At 65.0% G+C, this 21,524-nt stretch carries 18 protein-coding genes; 14 read left to right on the top strand and 4 right to left on the bottom strand.

Annotation, left to right across the window (positions count from 1 at the left end; translation table 11 throughout):
- Nucleotides 1–130 precede the first annotated feature (130 nt).
- From UNPF46_RS23305 to glyS, 6 genes are all read left to right on the top strand, one after another.
- Nucleotides 131–358: a putative signal transducing protein gene (locus UNPF46_RS23305; protein ID WP_097659764.1), complete on the top strand. Its 228-nt coding sequence runs from the start codon at nt 131–133 to the stop codon at nt 356–358.
- A complete protein-coding gene (locus UNPF46_RS23300; RefSeq protein ID WP_100176265.1) occupies nt 351–1,115 on the top strand; it encodes a tRNA1(Val) (adenine(37)-N6)-methyltransferase in 765 nt (254 codons plus the stop codon). Before UNPF46_RS23305 ends, UNPF46_RS23300 begins: the two co-directional genes overlap by 8 nt.
- Before the next feature lie 214 nt (nt 1,116–1,329).
- Nucleotides 1,330–2,238, top strand: coding sequence for a S49 family peptidase (locus tag UNPF46_RS23295; RefSeq protein WP_142251571.1), 909 nt, complete (start codon nt 1,330–1,332; stop codon nt 2,236–2,238).
- A 104-nt stretch (nt 2,239–2,342) separates the two neighbouring features.
- Nucleotides 2,343–2,534, top strand: coding sequence for a hypothetical protein (locus UNPF46_RS23290; protein WP_142251570.1), 192 nt, complete (start codon nt 2,343–2,345; stop codon nt 2,532–2,534).
- A gap of 193 nt (nt 2,535–2,727) precedes the next feature.
- Entirely contained in the window at nt 2,728–3,666 is a 939-nt protein-coding gene (locus UNPF46_RS23285) for a glycine--tRNA ligase subunit alpha (RefSeq protein WP_100176262.1), read from the top strand.
- Nucleotides 3,666–5,939 carry a glycine--tRNA ligase subunit beta gene (glyS, locus tag UNPF46_RS23280; protein WP_142251569.1) on the top strand — a complete coding sequence of 758 codons (2,274 nt, stop codon included), beginning with the start codon at nt 3,666–3,668 and terminating at the stop codon, nt 5,937–5,939. The genes UNPF46_RS23285 and glyS overlap by 1 nt, the downstream gene beginning before the upstream one ends.
- 270 nt (nt 5,940–6,209) lie before the next feature.
- On the opposite strand, the gene UNPF46_RS23275 is transcribed toward glyS, so the two are convergent.
- Nucleotides 6,210–6,563, bottom strand: a complete 354-nt coding sequence (locus UNPF46_RS23275; RefSeq protein WP_142251568.1) for a DUF1236 domain-containing protein — start codon at nt 6,561–6,563, stop codon at nt 6,210–6,212.
- Nucleotides 6,564–6,808: 245 nt separating this feature from the next.
- Between UNPF46_RS23275 and UNPF46_RS23270 the strand changes: the two genes are divergently transcribed.
- The 3 genes from UNPF46_RS23270 (at nt 6,809) to UNPF46_RS23255 (ending at nt 11,959) form a co-directional block, all read left to right on the top strand.
- Nucleotides 6,809–6,964, top strand: coding sequence for a DUF3096 domain-containing protein (locus UNPF46_RS23270; protein ID WP_008562090.1), 156 nt, complete (start codon nt 6,809–6,811; stop codon nt 6,962–6,964).
- A gap of 95 nt (nt 6,965–7,059) precedes the next feature.
- Entirely contained in the window at nt 7,060–9,987 is a 2,928-nt protein-coding gene (gene ppdK / locus UNPF46_RS23265; protein WP_181770074.1) for a pyruvate, phosphate dikinase, read from the top strand.
- Between the two features lie 517 nt (nt 9,988–10,504).
- Nucleotides 10,505–11,959 (top strand): cell wall hydrolase, encoded by a 1,455-nt coding sequence (locus UNPF46_RS23255; protein WP_181770073.1) that lies wholly within the window; start codon nt 10,505–10,507, stop codon nt 11,957–11,959.
- A gap of 70 nt (nt 11,960–12,029) precedes the next feature.
- Here the strand turns inward: UNPF46_RS23255 and nadC are convergent, their stop codons facing one another.
- From nadC to nadA, 3 genes are all read right to left on the bottom strand, one after another.
- The gene (nadC, locus tag UNPF46_RS23250) at nt 12,030–12,908 is read right to left on the bottom strand and encodes a carboxylating nicotinate-nucleotide diphosphorylase (protein ID WP_142251565.1); all 879 of its coding nucleotides are present in this window, start codon (nt 12,906–12,908) and stop codon (nt 12,030–12,032) included.
- 10 nt (nt 12,909–12,918) lie between these two features.
- A complete protein-coding gene (locus tag UNPF46_RS23245; protein WP_142251564.1) occupies nt 12,919–14,517 on the bottom strand; it encodes an L-aspartate oxidase in 1,599 nt (532 codons plus the stop codon).
- Between the two features lie 190 nt (nt 14,518–14,707).
- The gene (gene nadA, locus UNPF46_RS23240) at nt 14,708–15,814 is read right to left on the bottom strand and encodes a quinolinate synthase NadA (protein WP_100176255.1); all 1,107 of its coding nucleotides are present in this window, start codon (nt 15,812–15,814) and stop codon (nt 14,708–14,710) included.
- Between the two features lie 338 nt (nt 15,815–16,152).
- Between nadA and UNPF46_RS23235 the strand changes: the two genes are divergently transcribed.
- The 5 genes from UNPF46_RS23235 (at nt 16,153) to UNPF46_RS23215 (ending at nt 21,500) form a co-directional block, all read left to right on the top strand.
- A complete protein-coding gene (locus UNPF46_RS23235; RefSeq protein ID WP_142251563.1) occupies nt 16,153–17,406 on the top strand; it encodes an MFS transporter in 1,254 nt (417 codons plus the stop codon).
- A gap of 41 nt (nt 17,407–17,447) precedes the next feature.
- Nucleotides 17,448–18,434, top strand: a complete 987-nt coding sequence (gene acuI / locus UNPF46_RS23230) for an acrylyl-CoA reductase (NADPH) (RefSeq protein ID WP_142251562.1) — start codon at nt 17,448–17,450, stop codon at nt 18,432–18,434.
- A gap of 112 nt (nt 18,435–18,546) precedes the next feature.
- Nucleotides 18,547–19,146, top strand: a complete 600-nt coding sequence (locus UNPF46_RS23225; protein ID WP_100176252.1) for a hypothetical protein — start codon at nt 18,547–18,549, stop codon at nt 19,144–19,146.
- A gap of 165 nt (nt 19,147–19,311) precedes the next feature.
- A complete protein-coding gene (locus UNPF46_RS23220) occupies nt 19,312–19,545 on the top strand; it encodes a DUF6894 family protein (protein ID WP_063196530.1) in 234 nt (77 codons plus the stop codon).
- A 212-nt stretch (nt 19,546–19,757) separates the two neighbouring features.
- A complete protein-coding gene (locus UNPF46_RS23215; protein WP_181770072.1) occupies nt 19,758–21,500 on the top strand; it encodes a methyl-accepting chemotaxis protein in 1,743 nt (580 codons plus the stop codon).
- Nucleotides 21,501–21,524 lie beyond the last annotated feature (24 nt).

Raw genomic sequence — 21,524 nt, 5'->3', positions numbered from 1 at the left:
CGGTCTCCAATATTTGCCCCGGAAGGGCTATTCTGACGGAAAGACAATAGAAACTGCAGGCGGATGCGGCAAGTGCTGCGGAACCATTGACATTTGCCGCTTGACCCCCCTCAGGCAGGAGACCCTTGATTTGCGCGAACTGGTTCGGACCAACGATATCGTGCTGGTATCGGCGATCGGCGCGCTGCTCGACGGCGCCAACATCCATCATCTGGTGCTGGACCAGAACATGAGCATCATCGAGGGCTCGCTCGGCATTTTGCCGCGGCGGATCCTGGTTCACGAGGACGACGCCCAGGAGGCGCGGGCGCTCCTCACCGAGGCCGGCCTCAGCCACGAACTGCGCGGCGATGAGTGAGGCCGCAGATATGACCGAGGACGCCTTTCTCGGCGGCCAGTTGCGCCTGAGGCAGAAGCGGAGCGGCCATCGCGCCGGGCATGATGCCATCCTGCTTGCGGCCGCGACGGAGGCCCGGGCAGGGGACCGTGTGGTCGATTTCGGCGCAGGTATCGGCACGGCCGGGCTGGCGCTGGCCTGCCGCATTCCCGGTATCAGGCTCGGCCTGGTCGAGTTCGATCCGGAGCTGGCCGCGCTCGCGCGCGACAACGCGGCGGCGAACGCGATTGCCGCCGAGACCATCGTGCTCGACGTCACGGCCGACGCCGAGACCTTTGCGTCAAACGGGCTGCCGCCCGACAGCGTCGACGTGGTGCTGATGAATCCACCCTTCAACGATCCGGCCCGGCATCGCGGCTCGCCGGATCAGCTGCGTCACAGCGCGCATGTGGCAACGGAGCAGACGCTGCATGCGTGGGTGCATGCAGCGCGGCGTGTCCTCCGATCGAACGGCGCGCTGACATTGATCTGGCGTGCTGATGGAATCGCCGATGTTCTGGCGGCACTGTCGCGTGGCTTCGGCAGCCTCGCGATCCTGCCGGTTCACGGAGAGACGGGGCGGCCCGCGATCCGCGTGCTGGTACGTGCGGTCAAAGGCGGCCGGGCCCCGACACGATTGCTGCCGGGCCTCATGCTCAACGACGAGTCAGGCGTGTCAAAAAACGAATTGACGAAGATTATGGAGGGGAGAGCGGCCTTGCCGCTGGTGGAACCGTGACGGCCTACTGGGGAAGCGATTCCGACTGTTGCTCTTGCGGAGTGGTCAGGCGGATCGCCATGAACAGCGCACCGATCAGCAGCATCAGCAGGTAGATTTTCATGGTGTTCTCCGCTGCCTCATTCCAGCCTCCAGGCGGAAAATCTGCAAAACACGTTCCAGGCACTTCCAATGACAGTCGCGTGATAAGAAATGGTTAATCAGAGGTAACGGCATGGCCGAACAATTGAACGATCGTGAGAGTTCCGGCCTGGCCGACAAGCTCATGCAATATCTGCCGGCGCGCTTCCGCCCCGGTACGGCGGTCGTGCCGGTGGTGCGGCTGTCGGGCGTGATCGGCGCGGTGACGCCGCTGCGCCCGGGCCTGACGCTCGCCGGCGTCGCCAAGGTGCTGGAGCGCGCGTTTTCGTATCGACACGCCAAGGCGGTAGCGCTGGTGATCAATTCGCCCGGTGGCTCGCCGGTGCAGTCGCGCCAGATCTATCTGCGCATCAAGCAGCTCGCGGCGGAGAAGAAGCTGCCGGTGCTCGTGTTCGTCGAGGACGTTGCGGCCTCCGGCGGCTACATGATCGCCTGCGCCGGCGACGAGATCATCTGCGATCCCTCCTCGATCCTCGGCTCGATCGGCGTGGTCGGCGGCAGCTTCGGTTTCCAGGAGGCGATCAAGCGGCTCGGCATCGAGCGGCGCCTCTACACCGCCGGCGCGCACAAGGCGATGCTCGATCCGTTCCTGCCCGAGAACCCCGACGACGTCGCCAAGCTGAAGGCGCTTCAGCGCGAGATCCATCAGATCTTCATTTCGCTGGTGAAGGACAGTCGCGGCGCGCGCCTCAAGGGCTCCGACGACACCCTGTTCACGGGAGAATACTGGGCCGGCGAGAGTTCGGTCGCGCTCGGGCTCGCCGACAGCATCGGCGATCTCCGCTCAACTCTTCGTGCCCGCTATGGCGAGAAGGTTCTCACCCCCGTGATTGCGCAGCCGACCGGCTTGCTGTCCGGCCTTCTGGGGCGGAAATCGCCCGGCGCGGGGCAACTTTCGGCCATGGAATCAATGGCCGGGCTGCCGGATGAGCTGATCTCGGCGGTCGAGACGCGGGCGATTTGGGCGAAATTCGGGTTCTAGGCTGGGCCCTCCCGCGCCATTTGGTCCGAGGGCGCCCAATTGCGGCGCGGCCCCGACTGCGCGAGAATGCACGTGGGGGCTGAGCACTAGACAAGGATCGACCGATGCCGCCGTTCGTTGCATTTGCGGGCGTCCTGGGCGGGCTTGCAGTGGTCCGCTGGGCCTACAAGACCGCTGTCAGGATCAACCTGGAGCTGGAGGAGATGCGCCTGTCGCGCGTCGCTGAAGCCGCCCACATGGGGAACATCCAGACGCTGAAACGTGATCCCGTGACCGGGGCTTATAGGCCGGGTTAGCTAGCGCCTTTCCATTTGCACCGTCATTCCGGGGCGGTCCAAAGGACCGGACCCGGAATCTCGAGATTCCGGGTTCGATGCTGCGCATCGCCCCGGAATGACAGCCATTTCCGCCCCCTTTGCCTTGATTCCCACCCCCACCGTCGATACGGTCCCGCGCGATTCAAAACCCCCGCGAGAGCCTGATCTGACGATGGACGCCTCATTGCCCGCCCATATGCGCCCGGAACGCTCGTTCCAGGGCTTTATCCTCGCGCTCCAGCGGTTCTGGGCCGAGCAGGGCTGCGTGATCCTGCAGCCCTACGACATGGAAATGGGCGCAGGCACCTTCCATCCGGCGACAACGCTGCGTGCGCTCGGGCCAAAACCCTGGAACGCCGCCTATGTGCAGCCCTCGCGCCGGCCCAAGGACGGCCGCTACGGCGAGAATCCGAACCGGATGCAGCACTACTACCAGTTCCAGGTGATCATGAAGCCGTCGCCGCCGAACCTGCAGGAGCTGTACCTGAAGTCGCTCGCGGCGATCGGCATCGATTCCGCCGTGCACGACATCCGCTTCGTCGAAGACGATTGGGAGAGCCCGACGCTGGGCGCCTGGGGTCTCGGCTGGGAGTGCTGGTGCGACGGCATGGAAGTCAGCCAGTTCACTTACTTCCAGCAGGTCGCCGGCTTCGAATGTTCGCCGGTTGCGGGCGAGCTCACCTACGGGCTCGAGCGCCTCGCGATGTATGTGCAGGGCGTCGACCGCGTCTACGACCTCAACTTCAACGGCCGCGACGGCGATGCCAAGGTCACCTATGGCGACGTCTTCCTGCAGGCCGAGCAGGAATATTCGCGGCACAATTTCGAATATGCCGACACCGCGATGCTGTTCGAGCAGTTCAGGATGGCGGAAGGCGCCTGCAGGAAATATCTCGACGCCGGCTGGCGCGACGGCGGCAACAAGAAGCAGCACCTGATGGCGCTGCCCGCCTATGACCAGTGCATCAAGGCGAGCCATGTCTTCAACCTGCTCGACGCGCGCGGCGTGATCTCCGTGACCGAGCGGCAGAGCTACATTTTGCGCGTTCGCGAATTGGCAAAAGCCTGCGGCGAGGCCTGGATCCACACTGAAGCGGGCGGAGCGGCCTGATGCCCGATCTTTTGCTTGAACTGTTCTCCGAAGAAATTCCCGCGCGCATGCAGGCGAAGGCGGCCGACGATCTGCGCCGCCTCGTCACCGACAAGCTCGTCGCCGAAGGCCTGGTCTACGAGGGCGCGAAGGCCTTCGCGACGCCGCGCCGTCTTGCGCTCACCGTGCACGGTATCCCAGCGCGCCAGCCTGATCTCAAGACCGAGCGGCGCGGACCGAAGGTCGGCGCGCCCGATGCGGCCGTGCAGGGTTTTCTGAAGGCGACGGGTTTGAAGTCGCTGGACGAAGCCAAGATCCAGCGCGACCCCAAGGGCGATTTCTACATCGGCCTGATCGAGAAGCCCGGACGCGACGCGATCGACGTGCTCGCGGAAATCCTGCCCGTGATCATCCGCACCTTCCCCTGGCCGAAATCGATGCGCTGGGGCGCGCGTTCGGGTAAGCCGGGCTCGCTGAACTGGGTGCGCCCGCTGCACGCGATCACCGCGACGTTCGGGCTCGAGACCGAAGAGCCCGATGTCGTGAAGTTCGAGGTGGACGGCATCGAAGCCGGCCAGACTACCTATGGCCATCGCTTTCTCGCGCCCGCCGCGATCCAGGTCCGCCGCTTCGAGGACTACGAGGCAAAACTGCTCGACGCGAAAGTCGTGCTCGACCCGGAGCGCCGCAAGGACGCGATCCTCACTGACGCCAAGCAGCTCGCCTTCGCGCAAGGCTTCGAGCTGGTCGAGGACCAGAACCTGCTCGACGAAGTCGCCGGCCTCGTCGAATGGCCGGTCGTGCTGATGGGCTCGTTCGAGCCGGAATTCCTGGCGACGCCGGCAGAGGTGATCCGCGCCACCATCCGCAACAATCAGAAGTGCTTCGTGGTGCGCGACCCCAAGACGGGCAAGCTCGCCAACAAGTTCATTCTCGTCGCCAACATCGAGGCGACCGATGGCGGTGCAACTATCATTGCCGGCAACGAGCGCGTGATCCGCGCCCGGCTGTCGGATGCGAAGTTCTTCTACGAGACCGACCTCAAGACCAAGCTCGAGGAGCGGCTGCCGAAGTTCGAGCAGATCGTGTTCCACGAGAAGCTCGGGACCCAGGCGGAGCGTATCGATCGGATCAAGCAAACTGCTCGGATCATTAGTGATCGGCTCCAAGGAGGAGGCGAGCAGGTTCATTCGCGATACAAGGATACCACTCAAAATTTCTCCAACGATGTGCAGCGAGCTGCCGAGCTAGCGAAGGCAGATCTATTGACGGAGGTCGTTGGCGAATTCCCCGAAGTGCAGGGTTTGATGGGCAGATACTACGCTCTTGAACAAGGGGAGAGAAAGGCCGTGGCGTTTGCCTGTGAGGAGCACTACAGGCCTCAAGGGCCGAGCGATCGTGTGCCGAATGATCCCGTGAGTGTTGCAGTCGCCTTAGCCGACAAGATTGATACGTTGGTGGGATTTTGGGCGATCGACGAGCGGCCAACCGGCAGCAAAGACCCTTACGCCCTGCGCAGGGCTGCATTAGGTGTGATCCGACTTATCGTCGAGAATGGACTGCGCTTGAAGCTCAAGCCGATACTGATTGGCGCCGCGGAAGCAGTTGGCGACCATCTGAGAGACGCAGAACTAGATCGTCAATTTGAGGCGGCGCGAACGCTTGATGATGCTCTAGGCGGAGATTCGCGAGAAGACGAGGTTATCAATGCAAATTCAGCAAGGTCGTCGGAGGCCTTTGGACGATCCGAGAAGACAGATGTTGTTTTGGATAACCTCCTCGCCTTCTTCGCCGACCGCCTCAAGGTCCAGCTCCGCGAGCAGGGCGCGCGGCACGATCTCGTCGACGCCGTGTTCGCGCTCGGCGGCCAGGACGACCTCCTGATGATCGTTCGCCGCGTCGAGGCGCTCGGCAAATTCCTCGAGACCGACGACGGCAAGAACCTGCTTGCCGGCATCAAGCGCGCCAGCAATATCCTCGGCATCGAGGAGAAGAAGGACAAGCGCACGTTCGATGGTGCGCCCGATGCTGCGCTCTACGGCCTCGATGAGGAGAAGGCGCTGGCGAAGGCGATCGGCGAGGTGAAGGCGGAAGCAAGTGCCGCCGTCGCCAAGGAGGATTTTGCCGCCGCGATGAGCGCGATGGCAAAGCTGCGTCCGCCGGTCGATGCGTTCTTCGACAAGGTTCGCGTCAACGACGACGATGCGAAGGTGCGCGAGAACCGCCTGAAGCTCCTGAACGAGATCCGCAGCGCCACACGCGCGGTGGCGGATTTCTCGAAGATCCAGGATTGAGGCGCGCTCGCGCGGCTCTCGTGCCCCGGACGCAGCGCAGCGCTTCTGAGCGGTGCGCTGCAGAGCCGGGGCCCACGCTGGCCACGTGCTCGGGACCCCTGGGTCCCGGGTCGCGCTTCGCTTGCCCGGGACACGATACCCAAAAAAAGCGCCCCACCCGGCGGGGGGAAGACCGGGCGGGGCCTGATGTCCGATTTACACTGCTCGCGCCAGCCTGATTGAAGTGACGCGCCGGACATCTAGTCGATCAATGCCAATCGCCGATCAGTGCTAATCCAGCACCTCGACGATGCGGCGCGAGCGCGGCTCGACCAGCACGGTCTCGCCGTTCACGACGGTGTAGCGGTAAGTGGTGGCGCCGAAGCGTTGCGGCACGTCATAATAAGTGACGCCGCTTTCGGGTAAGGTGGCACCGACCACGATACGATCCGGAATCCGGAAGGGCGGCACACGCTGTTCGACGACATATTCGCGGAAGGCCGGCCGCTGTTCGACGGCAATGGTCGGAGCGCTGTCGACGACGGCAGGCGCGCGTCCGACGGTGACACCGCTTTGCGCCTGCGCCGCAAGGGGCGAGCCGATCGCGGCCGCGAGCGCTGCAAGAGCAAGAATCCTGTTCCGCATGGGCAACTCCTTCGACGTGATTCCTTCGACGTGATTTCATTTTCGGACGCGTCGATGACGCGACCGGTTGGCCAATGCACGCCCCCTTCGCAATGTTCCGGGAAAAGGCCCGCCGTATCAGCGGCAATTTCAGGCAGATTTCGTGGGTGCCGGAACTCGCAGCGCCCTTCGAGCGTCTCTACTCGCGGAACCGGGACCGGTATGATCCGCCCGCGATTCGCCCCACCTCCACAGAAAGATAGTTCATGCACATCACCGTCGCCCACATTTCGCCGATCCTGTCGTTGATTGCGGGCGTGCTCATCCTGATCATGCCGCGGCTTCTCAACCTGATTGTCGCGATCTTCCTCATCGTGAATGGCGCGATCGGGCTCGGGCTCCTGAAGTGGCTCCGCTTCTAGGCGTCACTTTTCGGAACTGTCCGTCTTGCGCGGGCCCGCCCAAAATGGTGTAAGGCCCGCGAATTCCCATTCCTCTCGCAGGTTGTGTGCAAGCTATGGCCAAAGCCGCCTCGAAGCCCAATAAAACTGCAGTGAAATCAAAGTCTTCTACCAAGGCGAAAGCCGCGCCGGCGGCCCGCAAGGCGCTGGCCAAGAGCGCGCCCAAGCCGGTCGCCAAAGCTGCCGCGAAGGCTGCGCCCAAGCCCGCTGTGAAGGCTGTGACCAAGGCGGCTCTGCCGAAGGTCGCGGCCAAGCCTGCGCCGAAGAAGGCTGCACCAGTCAAGGCGGCGCCGGCTGCCGGCAAGGCCGGCAAATGGGTCTACACGTTCGGTGACGGCAAGGCCGAGGGCCGGACGGAGATGCGCGACCTGCTCGGCGGCAAGGGCGCCAACCTCGCCGAGATGGCCAATCTGGGCCTGCCGGTGCCTCCCGGCTTCACCATCCCGACCTCGGTCTGCACCTATTTCTACGCGCACGACAAATCCTATCCGAAGGAATTGCAGTCGCAGGTCGAGAAGGCGCTCGACCATGTCGGCAAGCTGACCGGCAAGGTGTTCGGCGACACCAAGAATCCGCTGCTTGTCTCCGTGCGCTCCGGCGCCCGCGCCTCGATGCCGGGCATGATGGACACGGTGCTCAACCTCGGCCTCAACGACCGGACCGTGGAAGCGCTGTCGGAATTGTCGGGCGACCGCCGCTTCGCCTATGACAGCTATCGCCGCTTCATCACCATGTATTCGGACGTGGTGCTCGGCTTCGAGCATCATCACTTCGAGGAAATCCTCGACACCTTCAAGGACAGCCAGGGCTACACGCTCGATACCGACCTGTCCGCGGACGACTGGGTCGATCTGGTCGGCAAGTACAAGGACGCCGTTGCGCGCGAGACGGGCAAGGATTTCCCGCAGGATCCGCACGACCAGCTCTGGGGCGCGATCGGTGCCGTGTTCTCATCCTGGATGAACGCGCGCGCGGTGACTTACCGCAAGCTGCACGACATTCCCGAATCCTGGGGCACCGCGGTCAACGTGCAGGCCATGGTGTTCGGCAACATGGGCGAGACCTCGGCGACCGGCGTTGCCTTCACCCGCAACCCCTCGACCGGCGAAAGCAAGCTCTACGGCGAGTTCCTGATCAACGCGCAAGGCGAGGACGTGGTGGCGGGCATCCGCACGCCGCAGGACATCACCGAAGAGGCGCGCAAGGAATCCGGCTCAGACAAGGCGTCGATGGAAGCGGCGATGCCGGAGGCCTTCAAGGAGCTGACGCGGATCTACACGCAGCTCGAGAAGCACTACCGCGACATGCAGGACATGGAGTTCACGGTCGAGCAGGGCAAGCTCTGGATGCTCCAGACCCGCGGCGGCAAGCGCACCGCGAAGGCGGCGCTGCGCATCGCGGTCGAGCTCGCCAACGAAGGCCTGATCACCAAGAAGGAAGCGGTGATGCGGATCGATCCCGCTTCGCTCGACCAGCTGCTGCATCCGGCCATCGATCCCGGCGCCAAGCGCGACGTCATCGCGACCGGCCTGCCGGCTTCGCCAGGCGCTGCCTCCGGCGAGATCGTGTTCTCCTCGGATGAAGCGGCCAAGCTTCAGGCCGACGGGCGCAAGGTGATCCTGGTCCGCATCGAGACCAGCCCCGAAGACATCCACGGCATGCACGCCGCCGAAGGCATCCTGACCACGCGCGGCGGCATGACCTCGCACGCGGCGGTCGTCGCGCGCGGCATGGGCAAGCCCTGCGTCTCCGGCTGCGGCACCATCCGCGTCGATTACGGCCGCGGCACCATGAGCATCGGCTCGCGCAGCTTCAAGACCGGCGACGTCATCACCATCGACGGTTCGCTCGGTCAGGTGCTCGCCGGCCGCATGCCGATGATCGAGCCGGAGCTGTCCGGCGAGTTCGGCACGCTGATGAAGTGGGCCGACCAGGTCCGCAAGATCGGAGTCCGCGTCAATGGCGATACGCCGGAAGACGCCCGCACCGCGATCAAGTTCGGTGCGGAAGGCATCGGCCTCTGCCGCACCGAGCACATGTTCTTCGAAGAGACCCGCATCCGCACCGTGCGCGAGATGATCCTCTCCGAGGACGAGCAGTCACGCCGTGCCGCGCTCGCAAAGCTGCTGCCGATGCAGCGCGCCGATTTCGTCGAGCTGTTCGAGATCATGAAGGGCCTGCCCGTCACGATCCGTCTGCTTGATCCGCCGCTGCACGAGTTCCTGCCGCACACCCATGCCGAGGTCGAGGAAGTGGCGCGCGCCATGAACACCGACCCGCGGCGCCTCGCCGACCGCGCCCGCGAGCTCTCGGAGTTCAATCCGATGCTCGGCTTCCGCGGCTGCCGTATCGCGATCGCGTACCCCGAGATCGCCGAGATGCAGGCCCGCGCGATCTTCGAGGCAGCGGTCGAGGCCGAGAAGCGCACCGGCAAGGCCGTCGGCCTCGAGGTTATGGTGCCGCTGATCGCCACCAAGATGGAGCTCGACCTCGTCAAGGCGCGGATCGATGCCACCGCGCAGGCGGTGATGCGCGACACCGGCACCAAGCTCGCCTATCAGGTCGGCACCATGATCGAGCTGCCGCGCGCCTGTTTGCTCGCGGCCGAGATCGCGCAGTCGGCCGAGTTCTTCTCGTTCGGCACCAACGACCTGACGCAGACCACCTACGGGATCAGCCGCGACGATGCCGCGAGCTTCCTCGGCACCTATGTGTCCAAGGGCATCCTCCCGATCGATCCCTTCGTCGCGCTCGACCAGGAAGGCGTCGGTGAGCTCGTCAAGATCGGCGTCGCGCGCGGCCGCAAGACGCGGCCGAAGCTCAAGGTCGGCATCTGCGGCGAGCACGGCGGCGATCCCGCTTCCGTCGCCTTCTGCCACAATATCGGCCTCGACTACGTCTCCTGCTCACCCTACCGCGTGCCGATCGCCCGCCTCGCGGCGGCACAGGCCGCGCTTGGCAAGGCAGTCGCAAGCCAGGCGTAAGCGACGACTGAACGTTGAATGCGAGAGGCGGGGCGAAGCTCCGCCTCTTTTCTTTTGGGCGATGCTCGCCCTGCGCCGGCACTGCAAGCGCATGTCGCCACACACGCGGTGTCGTCGCCCGCGAAGGCGGGAGATCCAGTACACCGAGAAAGCAATGGTTGAATCGAGAGGCCGCGGCGTACTGGATGCCCCGCTTTCGCGGAGCATGACACCTGTGGGGTGGATGCACTTTGCGAAAACACTGACGCCGGGGACTCACGCACGTCCCGTAATGATACGCGCCGGCAAGAGTTCCTTCACCATTCGCGTTGACCGGTTGTTTACCGCTTCACGTGACGACGCGTTTACCACCGTGCGCGATCACCCCGTGAAAACACCTGTGTTCGCTTGAGTGTGCTGCACGCGCAACGCCGATTAACGCCCCGGCAACCTAAATTGGATACTTACGAGAAAGGTCGAATTGCACGGATGTACTGCGTTTCGATTTTTCTGGCGTAAGCGTAGCGTGAGCGTGTTGATGTCAGTGTTGCGTAACCATCCGAAGGGCGCGCGGTTCGCGTCCTTCGGCATCGGTCTCTGCATCTTCGCATTGATGCCGAGAGAGACCGGCTATCAGGACATTGCTTCCTTGCTGGCGCGCCAACCCGGCGTCGCCGAGCGTTGGCAGAAGCAGGTGTTCTCGGCGGCGTCCTCCATTCAGCTTGCCACCTACAGTTTTTCCCGCCCCATCGGCACCTCGGTTCCGCAGAGCGCGATGGTTCGCCTGGCGAGCCTCGACGGCCGCGACGTCACCGGTGCGATCAGCCGCAATCCGGCGCTGCAGGCTGCGCCGCGCTACCAGGCTTCAGACTTTCCCAAGGTCGATCGCTCCATGAAGGGTGATCGCCTCGCAACCGTGACGCCGACCGAGGCTCCCGAGGCGGCCGCGCCAGCTGCGGCGCCGACGCAGGAAGATCCCGCGACGTCGAACAGCTCGGTGTTCGGCGCCAAGACGGCCGCATTGCCGCAGGCGATGTCGCCGGAGTCCGCAGCCGCCCTCGATCCCGAGCTGCAGGAAGCGCTACGCGCGCCACCGCTGCCGCAATACACCAATGCCCCGCGCGCGAGCGACGCTGCGCGCGCGCTCGCGACCGCGCCGCTCGAGGCGCTCAAGCGGACCACTGCGCCGACGACGCCGGTGCGTGATCCCTTCAGCGTCAAGACATCCAATCTCTTCTTCGGAAGCTCCTCGCTCGGCGGCAATCTCGAGAGCATCGAGAGCTGGCAACCCGGCGCCGAGCCGCTGATCGTGATGCCCGATCCCGATATGAAGGTGACGGCCTCGCTGTCGCCGCCCACGGCGGAGATCGCCAGGGACGTCGAGAGCGGCGAGAGCGTCGCGCCGAAGGGCGAGGTCAACGCCGACAACCAGCGTACGAGGTCTCCGGCGGAGCGGCTCGCGCTCGACGACAAGTCGCGCGCCAAGTCCGAGAAGTGCCTTGCCGAAGCCGTCTATTTCGAATCGCGCGGCGAGGCCGTGCGCGGCCAGATCGCCGTGGCGCAGGTGGTGATGAACCGCGTGTTCTCCGGCAAATATCCGGACACCGTGTGCGGGGCGGTCTATCAGAACAAGCACCGCCATCTCGCCTGCCAGTTCACCTTCGCCTGCGACAACAATGCCGACGTGATCCGCGAGCCCGAAATGTGGGAGCGCGCCAAGAAGATCGCCAAGGCCATGCTCGACGGCCAGATCTGGCTGCCCGAAGTCGGCAAGTCCACGCATTACCACGCCTATTGGGTGCGCCCGTCCTGGGTCGCCGAAATGAAGAAGATGTACAAGACCGGCGTGCACACCTTCTACCGCCCGCGCAATTGGGGCGACGGCAGCGAGGAACCAAGCTGGGGCACGCCGGCCCAGACCGCCGCGCTCTCGGCCGAGCTCGCGCAGGAAGCCAAGAGCTCCGCCGAGATGGGCGTGAGCGAGCGAAGGTAGTCGTTCAAAAGAGGCCGTCATGCCCGGGACAAGCCCGGCCATGACGTTGCCGAGACGTCTAGCGCGCCGATCACATCTCGATATCCAGCGCACAGTCGAAATTCGGCGCCGAATGCGTCAGCGCGCCGGCCGAGGCGTAGTCGACGCCGGTCGCCGCGATGGCGGGGATCGAGTCCAGCGTGGCGCCGCCGGATGCCTCCAGCTCGAGGCGGCCCTCGTTGATCCTGACGGCTTCGCGCAGCGTCGCGACATCCATGTTGTCGAGCAGCACCGCATCAGCCGTTCCAGCGTCCAACACCTCGCGGAGCTGGATCAGCGTATCCACCTCGATCTCGATCTTGACGAGATGGCCGGCGTGGCTGCGGGCACGCTCCAGCACCGGGCGAATGCCGCCGGCGACCGCGATGTGGTTGTCCTTGATCAGGATCGCATCGTCGAGGCCGAAGCGGTGGTTGAAGCCGCCGCCGCAGCGCACGGCGTATTTCTCCAGTGCGCGCAACCCCGGCGTGGTCTTGCGCGTGCAGCAGATGCGCATCCTGGTGCCCTCGGTGCGCGCGACATAATCCGCCGTAAGCGTCGCAACGCCCGACAGACGGCCGACGAAGTTCAACGCGGTTCGCTCGGCGGTGAGAATGGCGCGTGCGGGACCCGAGATCGTCAGCAGCTGCTGTCCGCCGGCCACGCGTGCGGCGTCACGGACATGGGCGCGCACCTCGATATCGGCTGAGAGCCGTTGCAATGTCGCCAACGCCAGCGGCAGGCCTGCGATGACGCCGGACTGGCGCGCGACCAGGACGGCCTGCGCCCTGGTCGCTTCCGGAATCGTCGCCAGCGAAGTGATGTCGCCGGCGCGGCCGAGATCCTCGTCGAGCGCGCGCTGCACGGCCTCGTCGATCGCCAGCGGCGAGAGGAAGGCGTCGGGATTGAGCAATGAGGTCGGATTGATCATGGGAACTCCATCAGGCGATCATGGGTTGCTTCATGCGCGACGGGGAGCCCAGGCTCTCCGCAATCGCGCGCGCTGCGGCGAGCGTCGTCATCGTTCTCTGCGCCAGTGCGGGCATTTCGGCGGGATGATCGGGACGGAAATGCGCGCCGCGGCTTTCGCGCCGGCTCCAGGCCGAAGCTGCAACGAGCAAGGCCGATGTCGCCATGTTGCGGAGCGCGATGCTCGTGGCCTCGCGTTCGAGTGCGGCGAGGTGGTGTACGGCTTCACGGAGACCGTCGCCCTCGCGGACTACGCCGACATGCGCACTCATCATCGCCCGCAGCCGCTTCACGGCCGCAGCATCCGGCGTGTCGCCGCGCCAGGCGACCGGTGTGCCGGGAAGGCGGGCCGGCGAGGGGAGCGCACGACCGGCGATGTCCTCGGCGATGCGTGCGGCATAGACCACCGCTTCCAGCAGCGAGTTCGAGGCGAGCCGGTTGGCGCCATGCGCGCCGGTCGATGACACTTCGCCGCCAGCCCAGAGCCCGTCGATCGAGCTGCGGCCGCGCGCATCCACCGCGACGCCGCCCATGTGATAGTGTGCGGCGGGTGCAATCGGGATGGCTTGCGTCGCGGGGTCGATGCCAGCGGCGACGCAGCTCGCATGCACCGTCGGAAATCTGTCGGCGAAGCGTGCACCCAGCGCTCGGCGCGCGTCGAGGAGGGCGCCGCGTCCCGCCACGATCTCGGCGAACACGCCGCGGGCCACGATGTCGCGCGGCGCGAGCTCGGCGAGCGGGTGGCGCGCCGCCATGAAGCGTTCGCCATTGCTGTTGATCAGTGTCGCACCTTCGCCGCGCAGCGCTTCGGTCGCGAGCGGCGCCGGATCGCGCCCGACCATGATGGCGGTCGGGTGGAACTGGACGAATTCGGGGTCGGCAATCAACGCACCGGCGCGCGCCGCGATCGCAAGGCCCGAGCCGCTGGCCTCGACCGGATTGGTCGTGACGGCATAGAGATGACCGACGCCTCCAGTGGCCAGTACCACCGTGCGTGCGGCGAGCAGGATGGGCTGGGCGGAGGGATTGCCGGCTTCGCGCAACTGAAGCCCGGTGACGACGCCATCATCCGTCAGCAGCGCCTCGGCGACGAAACCCTCGACCAGGCGGATCGACGGCGTGCGGCGCACGGCCTCGCTCAAGGCCGCGATGATCGCGGCGCCGGCCCCATCGCCGCGCACATGCACGATGCGTCGCGCCGAATGCGCGGCTTCGCGCCCGACGGCGAGCCTGCCTTCGAGGTCGCGATCGAACGGGACGCCATAAGCGAGCAGGTCGTGGATGCGTGGTCCCGCTTCACGCGCGATGCCGAGCGCGACCGCTTCGTCGACGAGGCCGCCGCCGACCGCGATCGTGTCGGCGGCGTGCGCTTCCGGCGAGTCGCCCTCGGCCACGGCCGCCGCGATGCCGCCTTGCGCCCAGGCGGATGATGCGCCCTGTCCGAGCGGCGCCGCCGAGATCAGCGTCACCGGCCGCGGCGCAAGCTTCAGCGCGCAGAACAATCCGGCAAGGCCGCCGCCGACGATGACGACGTCGTCGGTGCGGGTGAGGTTCTGGATGTTGCTTATCATGGTATTTCCTCTTGTTCCGTCGTCGTCCCAGCGAAAGCAGAGATCCATACGCCGCAGCAGAAGTTGTTGCGCGAAGCTGAGTATTGCCTTCCTTCGCAACCACATCTCCCTGTGGTTATGGGTCCCGGATCTGCGCTCCGCTTCGCTGCGCTTGTCCGGGACGACAGCTGTGTGTACGGCTGCTTTGATTTCAGTTCTTCAGATTGATCATCCGCTCGACCGAGCGCCTTGCGCGATCCGCCAGCGCGGGATCGATCGTGACCTCCTCGCGCAGCGTCAGCAGGCTCTCCAAAATGTTTGCGAGCGTGATGCGCTTCATGTGCGGGCAGAGATTGCAGGGGCGCAGCATCTCGACGTCAGGCAGCTCGGCGCGGACATTGTCGGCCATCGAGCACTCCGTGATCATCACCAGCCGCCGCGGCCGCTTGTCGCGCACCCAGTTGATCATGTGCGCGGTCGAGCCGGTGAAGTCGGCTTCTGCCAGCACGTCCGGCGGACATTCGGGATGCGCGATGATCTGCACGGAGGGATCGGCCTCGCGAAATTCGCGCAGCTCCGCGCCGGTGAAACGCTCGTGCACCTCGCAGGCGCCCTTCCAGGCGATGATCTTCACGTCGGTCTTCGAAGCGACGTAAGTGGCGAGATAGCGATCCGGCAGGAAGATCACGCTTGGAGCGCCCAGGCTCTCGACCACCTGCACCGCGTTCGAGGAGGTGCAGCAGATGTCGACCTCGGCCTTCACCTCCGCGGAGGTGTTGACGTAGGCGACCACGGGCACGCCCGGAAACTTTTCGCGCAGCAGGCGGACGTCGGCGCCGGTGATGCTGGCGGCGAGCGAACAGCCCGCGCGCGAATCCGGGATCAGCACCGTCTTGTCCGGATTGAGCAGCTTCGAGGTCTCGGCCATGAAGTGCACGCCGCATTGCACGATGATGCCTGATTTCACCTTGGTGGCTTCGACGGCGAGCTGAAGCGAATCGCCGCCGATATCGGCGACGCAGTGGAAGATCTCCGGCGCCTGATAGTTGTGCGCGAGGATCACCGCGCCGCGCGTGCGCTTCAGCTCGTTGATCGCCTGGATCGTCGGTGCCATCAGCGGCCACTCGATCGGCGGGATCACATGCTTCACGCGCTCATAGAGCGGTGCGGTGGCCTGTTCGACCTCCGGCGTCCACGCCAGCGAGGGCATCGGCAGCGCCGGCTCGGTGCGCGCCGGCGCAGCTCGGGGGGAGGCGGTGGCGTGGCCCTGCGGCCGGTTGGCGAGATCGTCGGGGCCGTAAATTCCAGCAATCGGCATTGAAGCCTCCCTTTCGATAATTGTGCTCATTTTGAGTATATCAAGGACCTGAATCGTCCGGCCAAGATGGCCGGCGCGGATTTCATTGATGTCCTAATATACTCAAATTGAGCAAATCAAACATAGCACGCTCGGCTTGGGACCGCCAGATCCGGCCGCACACTTTTCCGTCAACTCCGATTTGGCGTGCCGGGCGAGGCCAGACCGGAATGCAATGCTCCCGCGAAAGCTCCCCGTGGAATGCAATCGCTTTTGGCTTGGGGTTTTCATGCAAGTGCATTAAATGGGACCTTCGTGCCGCCGCTTGGCGAATCCGCCAATGACAGACGAGGAACACCATGTCGACATCAGTGGGCGAACTTGCTCCGGCCTCGCGTTCCTCGAACTGGCGCACGCCGGCCGTCATCATCCTCTGCGGTTGCGCGATCGGCATGCTGGGTTTCGGTCCGCGTTCGGCGCTCGGCTTCTTCGTCCAGCCGATGAGCCACGAATTCTCCTGGGGCCGCGACGTGTTTGGCCTCGCGATTGCCGTGCAGAATCTGTTGTGGGGCCTGGGCCAGCCGTTCGCCGGCGCAGTCGCCGATCGCTTCGGCCTGTTTCGGGTGATGTGCGTCGGTGCGCTGCTCTATGCCGGCGGCCTGCTGCTGATGCGCTACTCCACGACGCCGCTGTCGCTCGACATCGGTGCGGGCGTCATGGTCGGCTTCGGTCTTGCCGGCTGCTCCTTCAATCTGGTGCTGTCGGCGTTCACCAAGCTCCTGCCGGCGGAGAAGCGCGGCCTCGCGCTCGGTGCCGGCACCGCGGCGGGCTCGTTCGGTCAGTTCCTGTTCGCGCCGATCGGCGTCGCGCTGATCGACAATTTCGGCTGGCAGCAGGCGCTCTCCGTGTTCGGATTCCTGATGCTGCTGATCATCCCGCTGTCGCTGGCGCTCTCGACGCCGCCGGTCGCACACGCGGCAAGCGCTGCGCCGGCGGACGAGCAGACCTTCACCAGGGCGCTGGCCGAAGCCTTCGGCCACCGCTCCTACGTGCTGCTGGTGCTCGGCTTCTTCACCTGCGGCTTCCAGCTCGCCTTCATCACCGTGCATCTGCCGGCCTTCCTGGTCGATCGCGGCATCACCGCGCAAACCGGCGGCTGGGTGATCGCGGCGATCGGCCTGTTCAACATCATCGGGTCGCTCAGCGTCGGCTATCTCCAGAACAGCTTGCCGAAGCGCTATATCCTCTCGACCATCTACTTCACGCGCGCGCTTGCGACGCTCGCCTTCATCTCGTTCCCGATCACGCCGTTCTCGGCGATCGCGTTCGGCGCGGTCTCCGGCCTGACCTGGCTGTCCACGGTGCCGCCGACCTCGGCGCTGGTGGCGCTGATGTTCGGCACGCGCTGGCTTGCGACGCTCTACGGCTTCGCCTTCGTCAGCCATCAGGTCGGCGGCTTCCTCGGCGTCTGGCTCGGCGGCATCGTGTTCGAAAAATTCGGTTCCTACACGCCGATCTGGTGGCTCTCGATCCTGTTCGGCGTGCTCTCGGCGCTGATCAATCTCCCAATCGTGGAGAAACCCGTCGAGCGGGCGGTTGCGCAGCCTGCCTGATCGGCTAAACAATCCCGACAAACAAGTCAGGGAGTTCAGTCGTGGCCACATTCAAGGCTGTCAGGATCGACAAGGCGGACAAGGGCACCACCGCCACGCTGACGCAGTTCGATGAAGCCGAGCTGATGGATGGCGACGTCACCGTTCGCGTGGAATGGTCGACGCTGAACTACAAGGACGGCCTTGCGCTCACCGGCAAGGCTCCGGTGGTGCGCCGCTTCCCGATGATTGCAGGCATCGATTTCGCCGGCACGGTCGAGGCGTCCTCCCATCCGCAGTGGAAGGCCGGCGACCAGGTCGTCTGCACCGGCTGGGGCATGGGCGAGACCCATCTCGGCGCCTATGCCGAGAAGGCGCGGGTGAAGGGCGACTGGTTGGTCGCCCTGCCGCAGGGCCTGTCGGCGCGCGATGCCATGGCGATCGGCACCGCCGGCTTCACTGCCATGCTCTCGGTGCTGGCGCTGGAGAAGCACGGCCTGTCGCCGAAGAGCGGTCCGGTGGTGGTGACGGGCGCCGCCGGCGGCGTCGGCTCGGTCGCGACCGCCGTCCTCTCAAAGCTCGGCTACCACGTCATCGCTTCGACCGGCCGCGCCTCGGAGGCCGACTATCTCAAACACATCGGTGCTGCCGAGGTCATCGACCGCAACGAATTGTCGGGCGCGGCCAAGCCGCTGGCCAAGGAGCGCTGGGCGGGCGGCGTGGACAGCGTCGGCTCCACGACGCTGGCGAATCTGCTGTCGATGACGAAGTACGGCGGGGCGATCGCGGCCTGCGGCCTGGCGGCCGGCATGGACCTGCCGTCTTCTGTCGCCCCCTTCATTTTGCGCGGAGTGTGCCTTCTCGGCATCGACTCCGTGATGTGTCCGATCGAGCCGCGGAAAGCTGCCTGGCAGCGTCTGGCCTCCGATCTCGATCGGACGAAACTATCTGAAATCACTCATGAAATTCCGCTCGACGAAGTTCCTGAATGGGGCGCGAAAATCCTGGCCGGCCAGGTCCGCGGTCGCATCGTGGTAAAAATTGTCTAACGGCGTTCAGACTTTACCAACCAAGCTGCTTCAATGTTGCCTTGGTTAGTATGGTAAGCAGCGGGTAAAGAGATAAGGCATCGCCCGCGCTGGGGTTGGTTCGGAGTAGAGCATGCTTGCGCGTATTGTGTTGGGGGCTGTCACGGCGGCAGCGACGTTTGCGCCGGCCATTGCTGGAAGCATGAACGCCGACGAAGCGCGTCGCTTCGTCGCCGGCAAAGTGTTTGCCTTCACCTGTTTCGACGGCACCCGCGGTGCGGGCCGCATCCTCGACGATCTGGGCGCCGCCGGTGCGGTGCAGTTCTCGGGCGCAGGCCCGGTCAAGCATCTCAGGCTCCCCGGCAACACGCTTCAGATCCGCGGCCAGAACGTCTGCGCCTCGATCAAGGGCATTCCGTTCGAGCCCTGCTTCAACCTTGAAAAGACCGACGATCGCAGCTTCCGCGGCTCGGTGTCGGGCATGGGCTTCGCCTATTGCGACTTCCACCACCAGGGCGGCAACCAGATGCTGATGGCGCGCGCTGCGGCGCGGCCGCGCTCGCTGCACAGGGCGGAGCACACCGGTTCGGTCGGCTCGTCCAACACCGAAGTCGCCGCGCGCGTGGAGACGCCGCGTGTCGAGAGCAGCCGGCTGGAGCCGGTGAGGGCTGAAGCCAGGTCCGAGCCGGCCAAGAACGAGGCTCCGCTGGAGCTGCGCCGTTCGACCCAGTGAGACGGCCCTGCGGGACAGCCCGCGCCGCCCTTGTCGTTGAAGACCCTCATCGAACACGAAGCTGCCGCGCCGTAGTCATACGGACGGCGGCTTTCATGCGTTGGTAGCGGTTCGCGCTCCAGTTTGCGTACGGCCGGGGGGCGCGGCCCGATAAAGGGTTCAACGATGTCGCTGTACTTTTTCCGCATCAGCACCGGTCGCTATTCCGGCGCCGCCGACCAGCCCTACGAGTTCGAGGATCGCGCTGCCGCCTGGACCGAGATGACGGAGGTCTGCGCCAACCTGCTCGGCGGCATCGCGCGCAGCCTGAAGCCGAACGCCGAGTGGTGCATGGAGCTGCTCGACGAGAACAAGAAGCCGGTGTTTCGCATCAGCCTCCTCGGCGAGAGCGTGCGCTGACAATCGTCGACGGCGCGGGATGCGTGCAAATCCGCGAAACGGATGTCATTGCACGCAAAAGCTGCGGAAATTCGGCAGATCGTACGGCCTTTCCCGTACTTCTACCTAGGCCGTCGAGGTTCTGCTTAACGTTAATGAGGAAGCTCGCTGTTAGTTTTCCCGGGTTGTGCACGCTTCGTCGCGGCAAAGGCGTACCCCCGGGGATATTCTCGATGACGTTCATTCAGAACCTACGAATTGGCACCAAGCTCGCCATTACCTCAGTGCTGACCATCGGGCTCGTCGCGCTGATGATCTTCCTGCAAATGCGCGGAGATGCCTCCGTCCAGATGCTCGGTGACGCCGCGTCGGGACAGCAGGCGATCGCGCTAAACGCCGCGGAAGCGAAGGCGTCGGTCCGCGGCATGCAGATCGGCATTCGAGATATTCTGACGTCATCCTCTCCGGTCGAGATGCAGAAGGCGGTCACCTATTTCAACGACCGGAAGACAGCGGCGCTGAAGTTCTCCGGTGAGATGGCCAAGCTGTCGCGCTCGGCGGAAAATCGCAAGCGGATCGATCGCCTGACCATGTTGATCGGCGAGTTCGGCAAGGGCCAGCAGCAGATCGAGGCCATCCGCAAGCAGGAGCTGGCGCTGGAAGGAAAGAGGGACGCCGAAACGGTTGAGCTGTTTGCCAAGCTTACGAGTGATATCGATCACATCCGCAAGGGAACGCTGGCGCCGATCAACACGGAGATCTCCGATCTCGCCAACCAGATCACCGATTTCGCCAAGCAAAGGAGCGTCGAGACGCGTGCGGAAGCGGAAGCCGAGGCGGCCTCGGTTGCCCGGACCTCGATGATCACAGGCGCGCTGGTCGCGCTCGTCCTGATCGGAACGTGCATCTTTTCCGTCTTCAGCATCGCGCGGCCCATGCGCGCGCTGACCTCTGCGATGGAGAAGCTGGCCGGCGGCGACTTCTCGGTCGTGCTCCCGGGCCTTGGCCGCAAGGACGAAGTCGGCGAGGTCGCGGGTGCTGTGGAGAAATTCAAGCTCGTGTCCGAACAAAAGGCGCGCGAGGAAGCCGAGGCCAAGACCAGGCAGGATCAGCTTGCGGCCGCGCAGCGCAAGGCCGAGATGCACAAGCTGGCTGACGGCTTCGAAGCCGCGATCGGCGAAATCGTCGATACCGTGTCCTCGGCTGCAACCGAACTGGAAGCCTCGGCGTCGACCCTGACATCGACTGCGGCGCGTGGACAGGAGCTCACCACCGTGGTTGCCGCCGCCTCCGAGGAGGCGTCCACCAGCGTGCAGTCGGTGGCGTCGGCCACCGAGGAGCTGTCGTCATCGATCACCGAGATCAGCCGCCAGGTGCAGGAATCCGCCCGTGTCGCGGGCGAAGCGGTGAACCAGGCCCGCACCACAACCGATCGCGTCGGCGAGCTGTCCGCCGCAGCGACGCGGATCGGCGATGTCGTCGAACTGATCAACACCATCGCCGGCCAGACCAATCTGCTGGCGCTCAATGCAACCATCGAAGCTGCGCGCGCCGGCGAGGCGGGCCGCGGATTTGCCGTCGTCGCTTCCGAAGTCAAGGCGCTGGCCGAGCAGACCGCGAAGGCGACCGGCGAGATCGGCCAGCAGATCGCCAGCATCCAGGCCGCGACCGAGCATTCGGTTGGCGCCATCAAGGACATCAGTCACACCATCGAGAAGCTGTCGGAGATTTCCTCAACCATCGCAGCCGCGGTGGAAGAGCAGGGCGCCGCGACGCAGGAAATTTCCCGCAACGTGCAGCAGGCGGCGGCGGGCACGCATCAGGTGTCGTCGAACATCACCGACGTGCAGCGCGGTGCGAGCGAGACCGGTTCGGCTTCCTCGCAGGTGCTGTCCGCGGCGCAGATGCTGTCGGGTGACAGCAACCGCCTCAAGCTCGAGGTCGGCAAGTTTCTCGACACAGTGCGCGCCGCCTGACGGCGCCATCTCTCGGCAGATGAG

This window comes from Bradyrhizobium sp. UNPF46 (assembly GCF_006658625.1).
Taxonomy (GTDB): domain Bacteria; phylum Pseudomonadota; class Alphaproteobacteria; order Rhizobiales; family Xanthobacteraceae; genus Bradyrhizobium; species Bradyrhizobium nitroreducens.
This window is presented reverse-complemented; position numbering and strand designations above follow the sequence as displayed.

What these genes read in the sequence shown, in the direction of transcription:
- UNPF46_RS23300 (WP_100176265.1), top strand. Translation starts at nt 351, where the DNA reads ATGAGTGAGGCCGCAGATATGACCGAGGACGCCTTTCTCGGCGGCCAG.
- UNPF46_RS23295 (WP_142251571.1), top strand. Translation starts at nt 1,330, where the DNA reads ATGGCCGAACAATTGAACGATCGTGAGAGTTCCGGCCTGGCCGACAAG.
- UNPF46_RS23290 (WP_142251570.1), top strand. Translation starts at nt 2,343, where the DNA reads ATGCCGCCGTTCGTTGCATTTGCGGGCGTCCTGGGCGGGCTTGCAGTG.
- UNPF46_RS23285 (WP_100176262.1), top strand. Translation starts at nt 2,728, where the DNA reads ATGGACGCCTCATTGCCCGCCCATATGCGCCCGGAACGCTCGTTCCAG.
- glyS (WP_142251569.1), top strand. Translation starts at nt 3,666, where the DNA reads ATGCCCGATCTTTTGCTTGAACTGTTCTCCGAAGAAATTCCCGCGCGC.
- UNPF46_RS23275 (WP_142251568.1), bottom strand. Translation starts at nt 6,563, where the DNA reads ATGCGGAACAGGATTCTTGCTCTTGCAGCGCTCGCGGCCGCGATCGGC.
- UNPF46_RS23270 (WP_008562090.1), top strand. Translation starts at nt 6,809, where the DNA reads ATGCACATCACCGTCGCCCACATTTCGCCGATCCTGTCGTTGATTGCG.
- ppdK (WP_181770074.1), top strand. Translation starts at nt 7,060, where the DNA reads ATGGCCAAAGCCGCCTCGAAGCCCAATAAAACTGCAGTGAAATCAAAG.
- UNPF46_RS23255 (WP_181770073.1), top strand. Translation starts at nt 10,505, where the DNA reads ATGTCAGTGTTGCGTAACCATCCGAAGGGCGCGCGGTTCGCGTCCTTC.
- nadC (WP_142251565.1), bottom strand. Translation starts at nt 12,908, where the DNA reads ATGATCAATCCGACCTCATTGCTCAATCCCGACGCCTTCCTCTCGCCG.
- UNPF46_RS23245 (WP_142251564.1), bottom strand. Translation starts at nt 14,517, where the DNA reads ATGATAAGCAACATCCAGAACCTCACCCGCACCGACGACGTCGTCATC.
- nadA (WP_100176255.1), bottom strand. Translation starts at nt 15,814, where the DNA reads ATGCCGATTGCTGGAATTTACGGCCCCGACGATCTCGCCAACCGGCCG.
- UNPF46_RS23235 (WP_142251563.1), top strand. Translation starts at nt 16,153, where the DNA reads ATGTCGACATCAGTGGGCGAACTTGCTCCGGCCTCGCGTTCCTCGAAC.
- UNPF46_RS23225 (WP_100176252.1), top strand. Translation starts at nt 18,547, where the DNA reads ATGCTTGCGCGTATTGTGTTGGGGGCTGTCACGGCGGCAGCGACGTTT.
- UNPF46_RS23220 (WP_063196530.1), top strand. Translation starts at nt 19,312, where the DNA reads ATGTCGCTGTACTTTTTCCGCATCAGCACCGGTCGCTATTCCGGCGCC.
- UNPF46_RS23215 (WP_181770072.1), top strand. Translation starts at nt 19,758, where the DNA reads ATGACGTTCATTCAGAACCTACGAATTGGCACCAAGCTCGCCATTACC.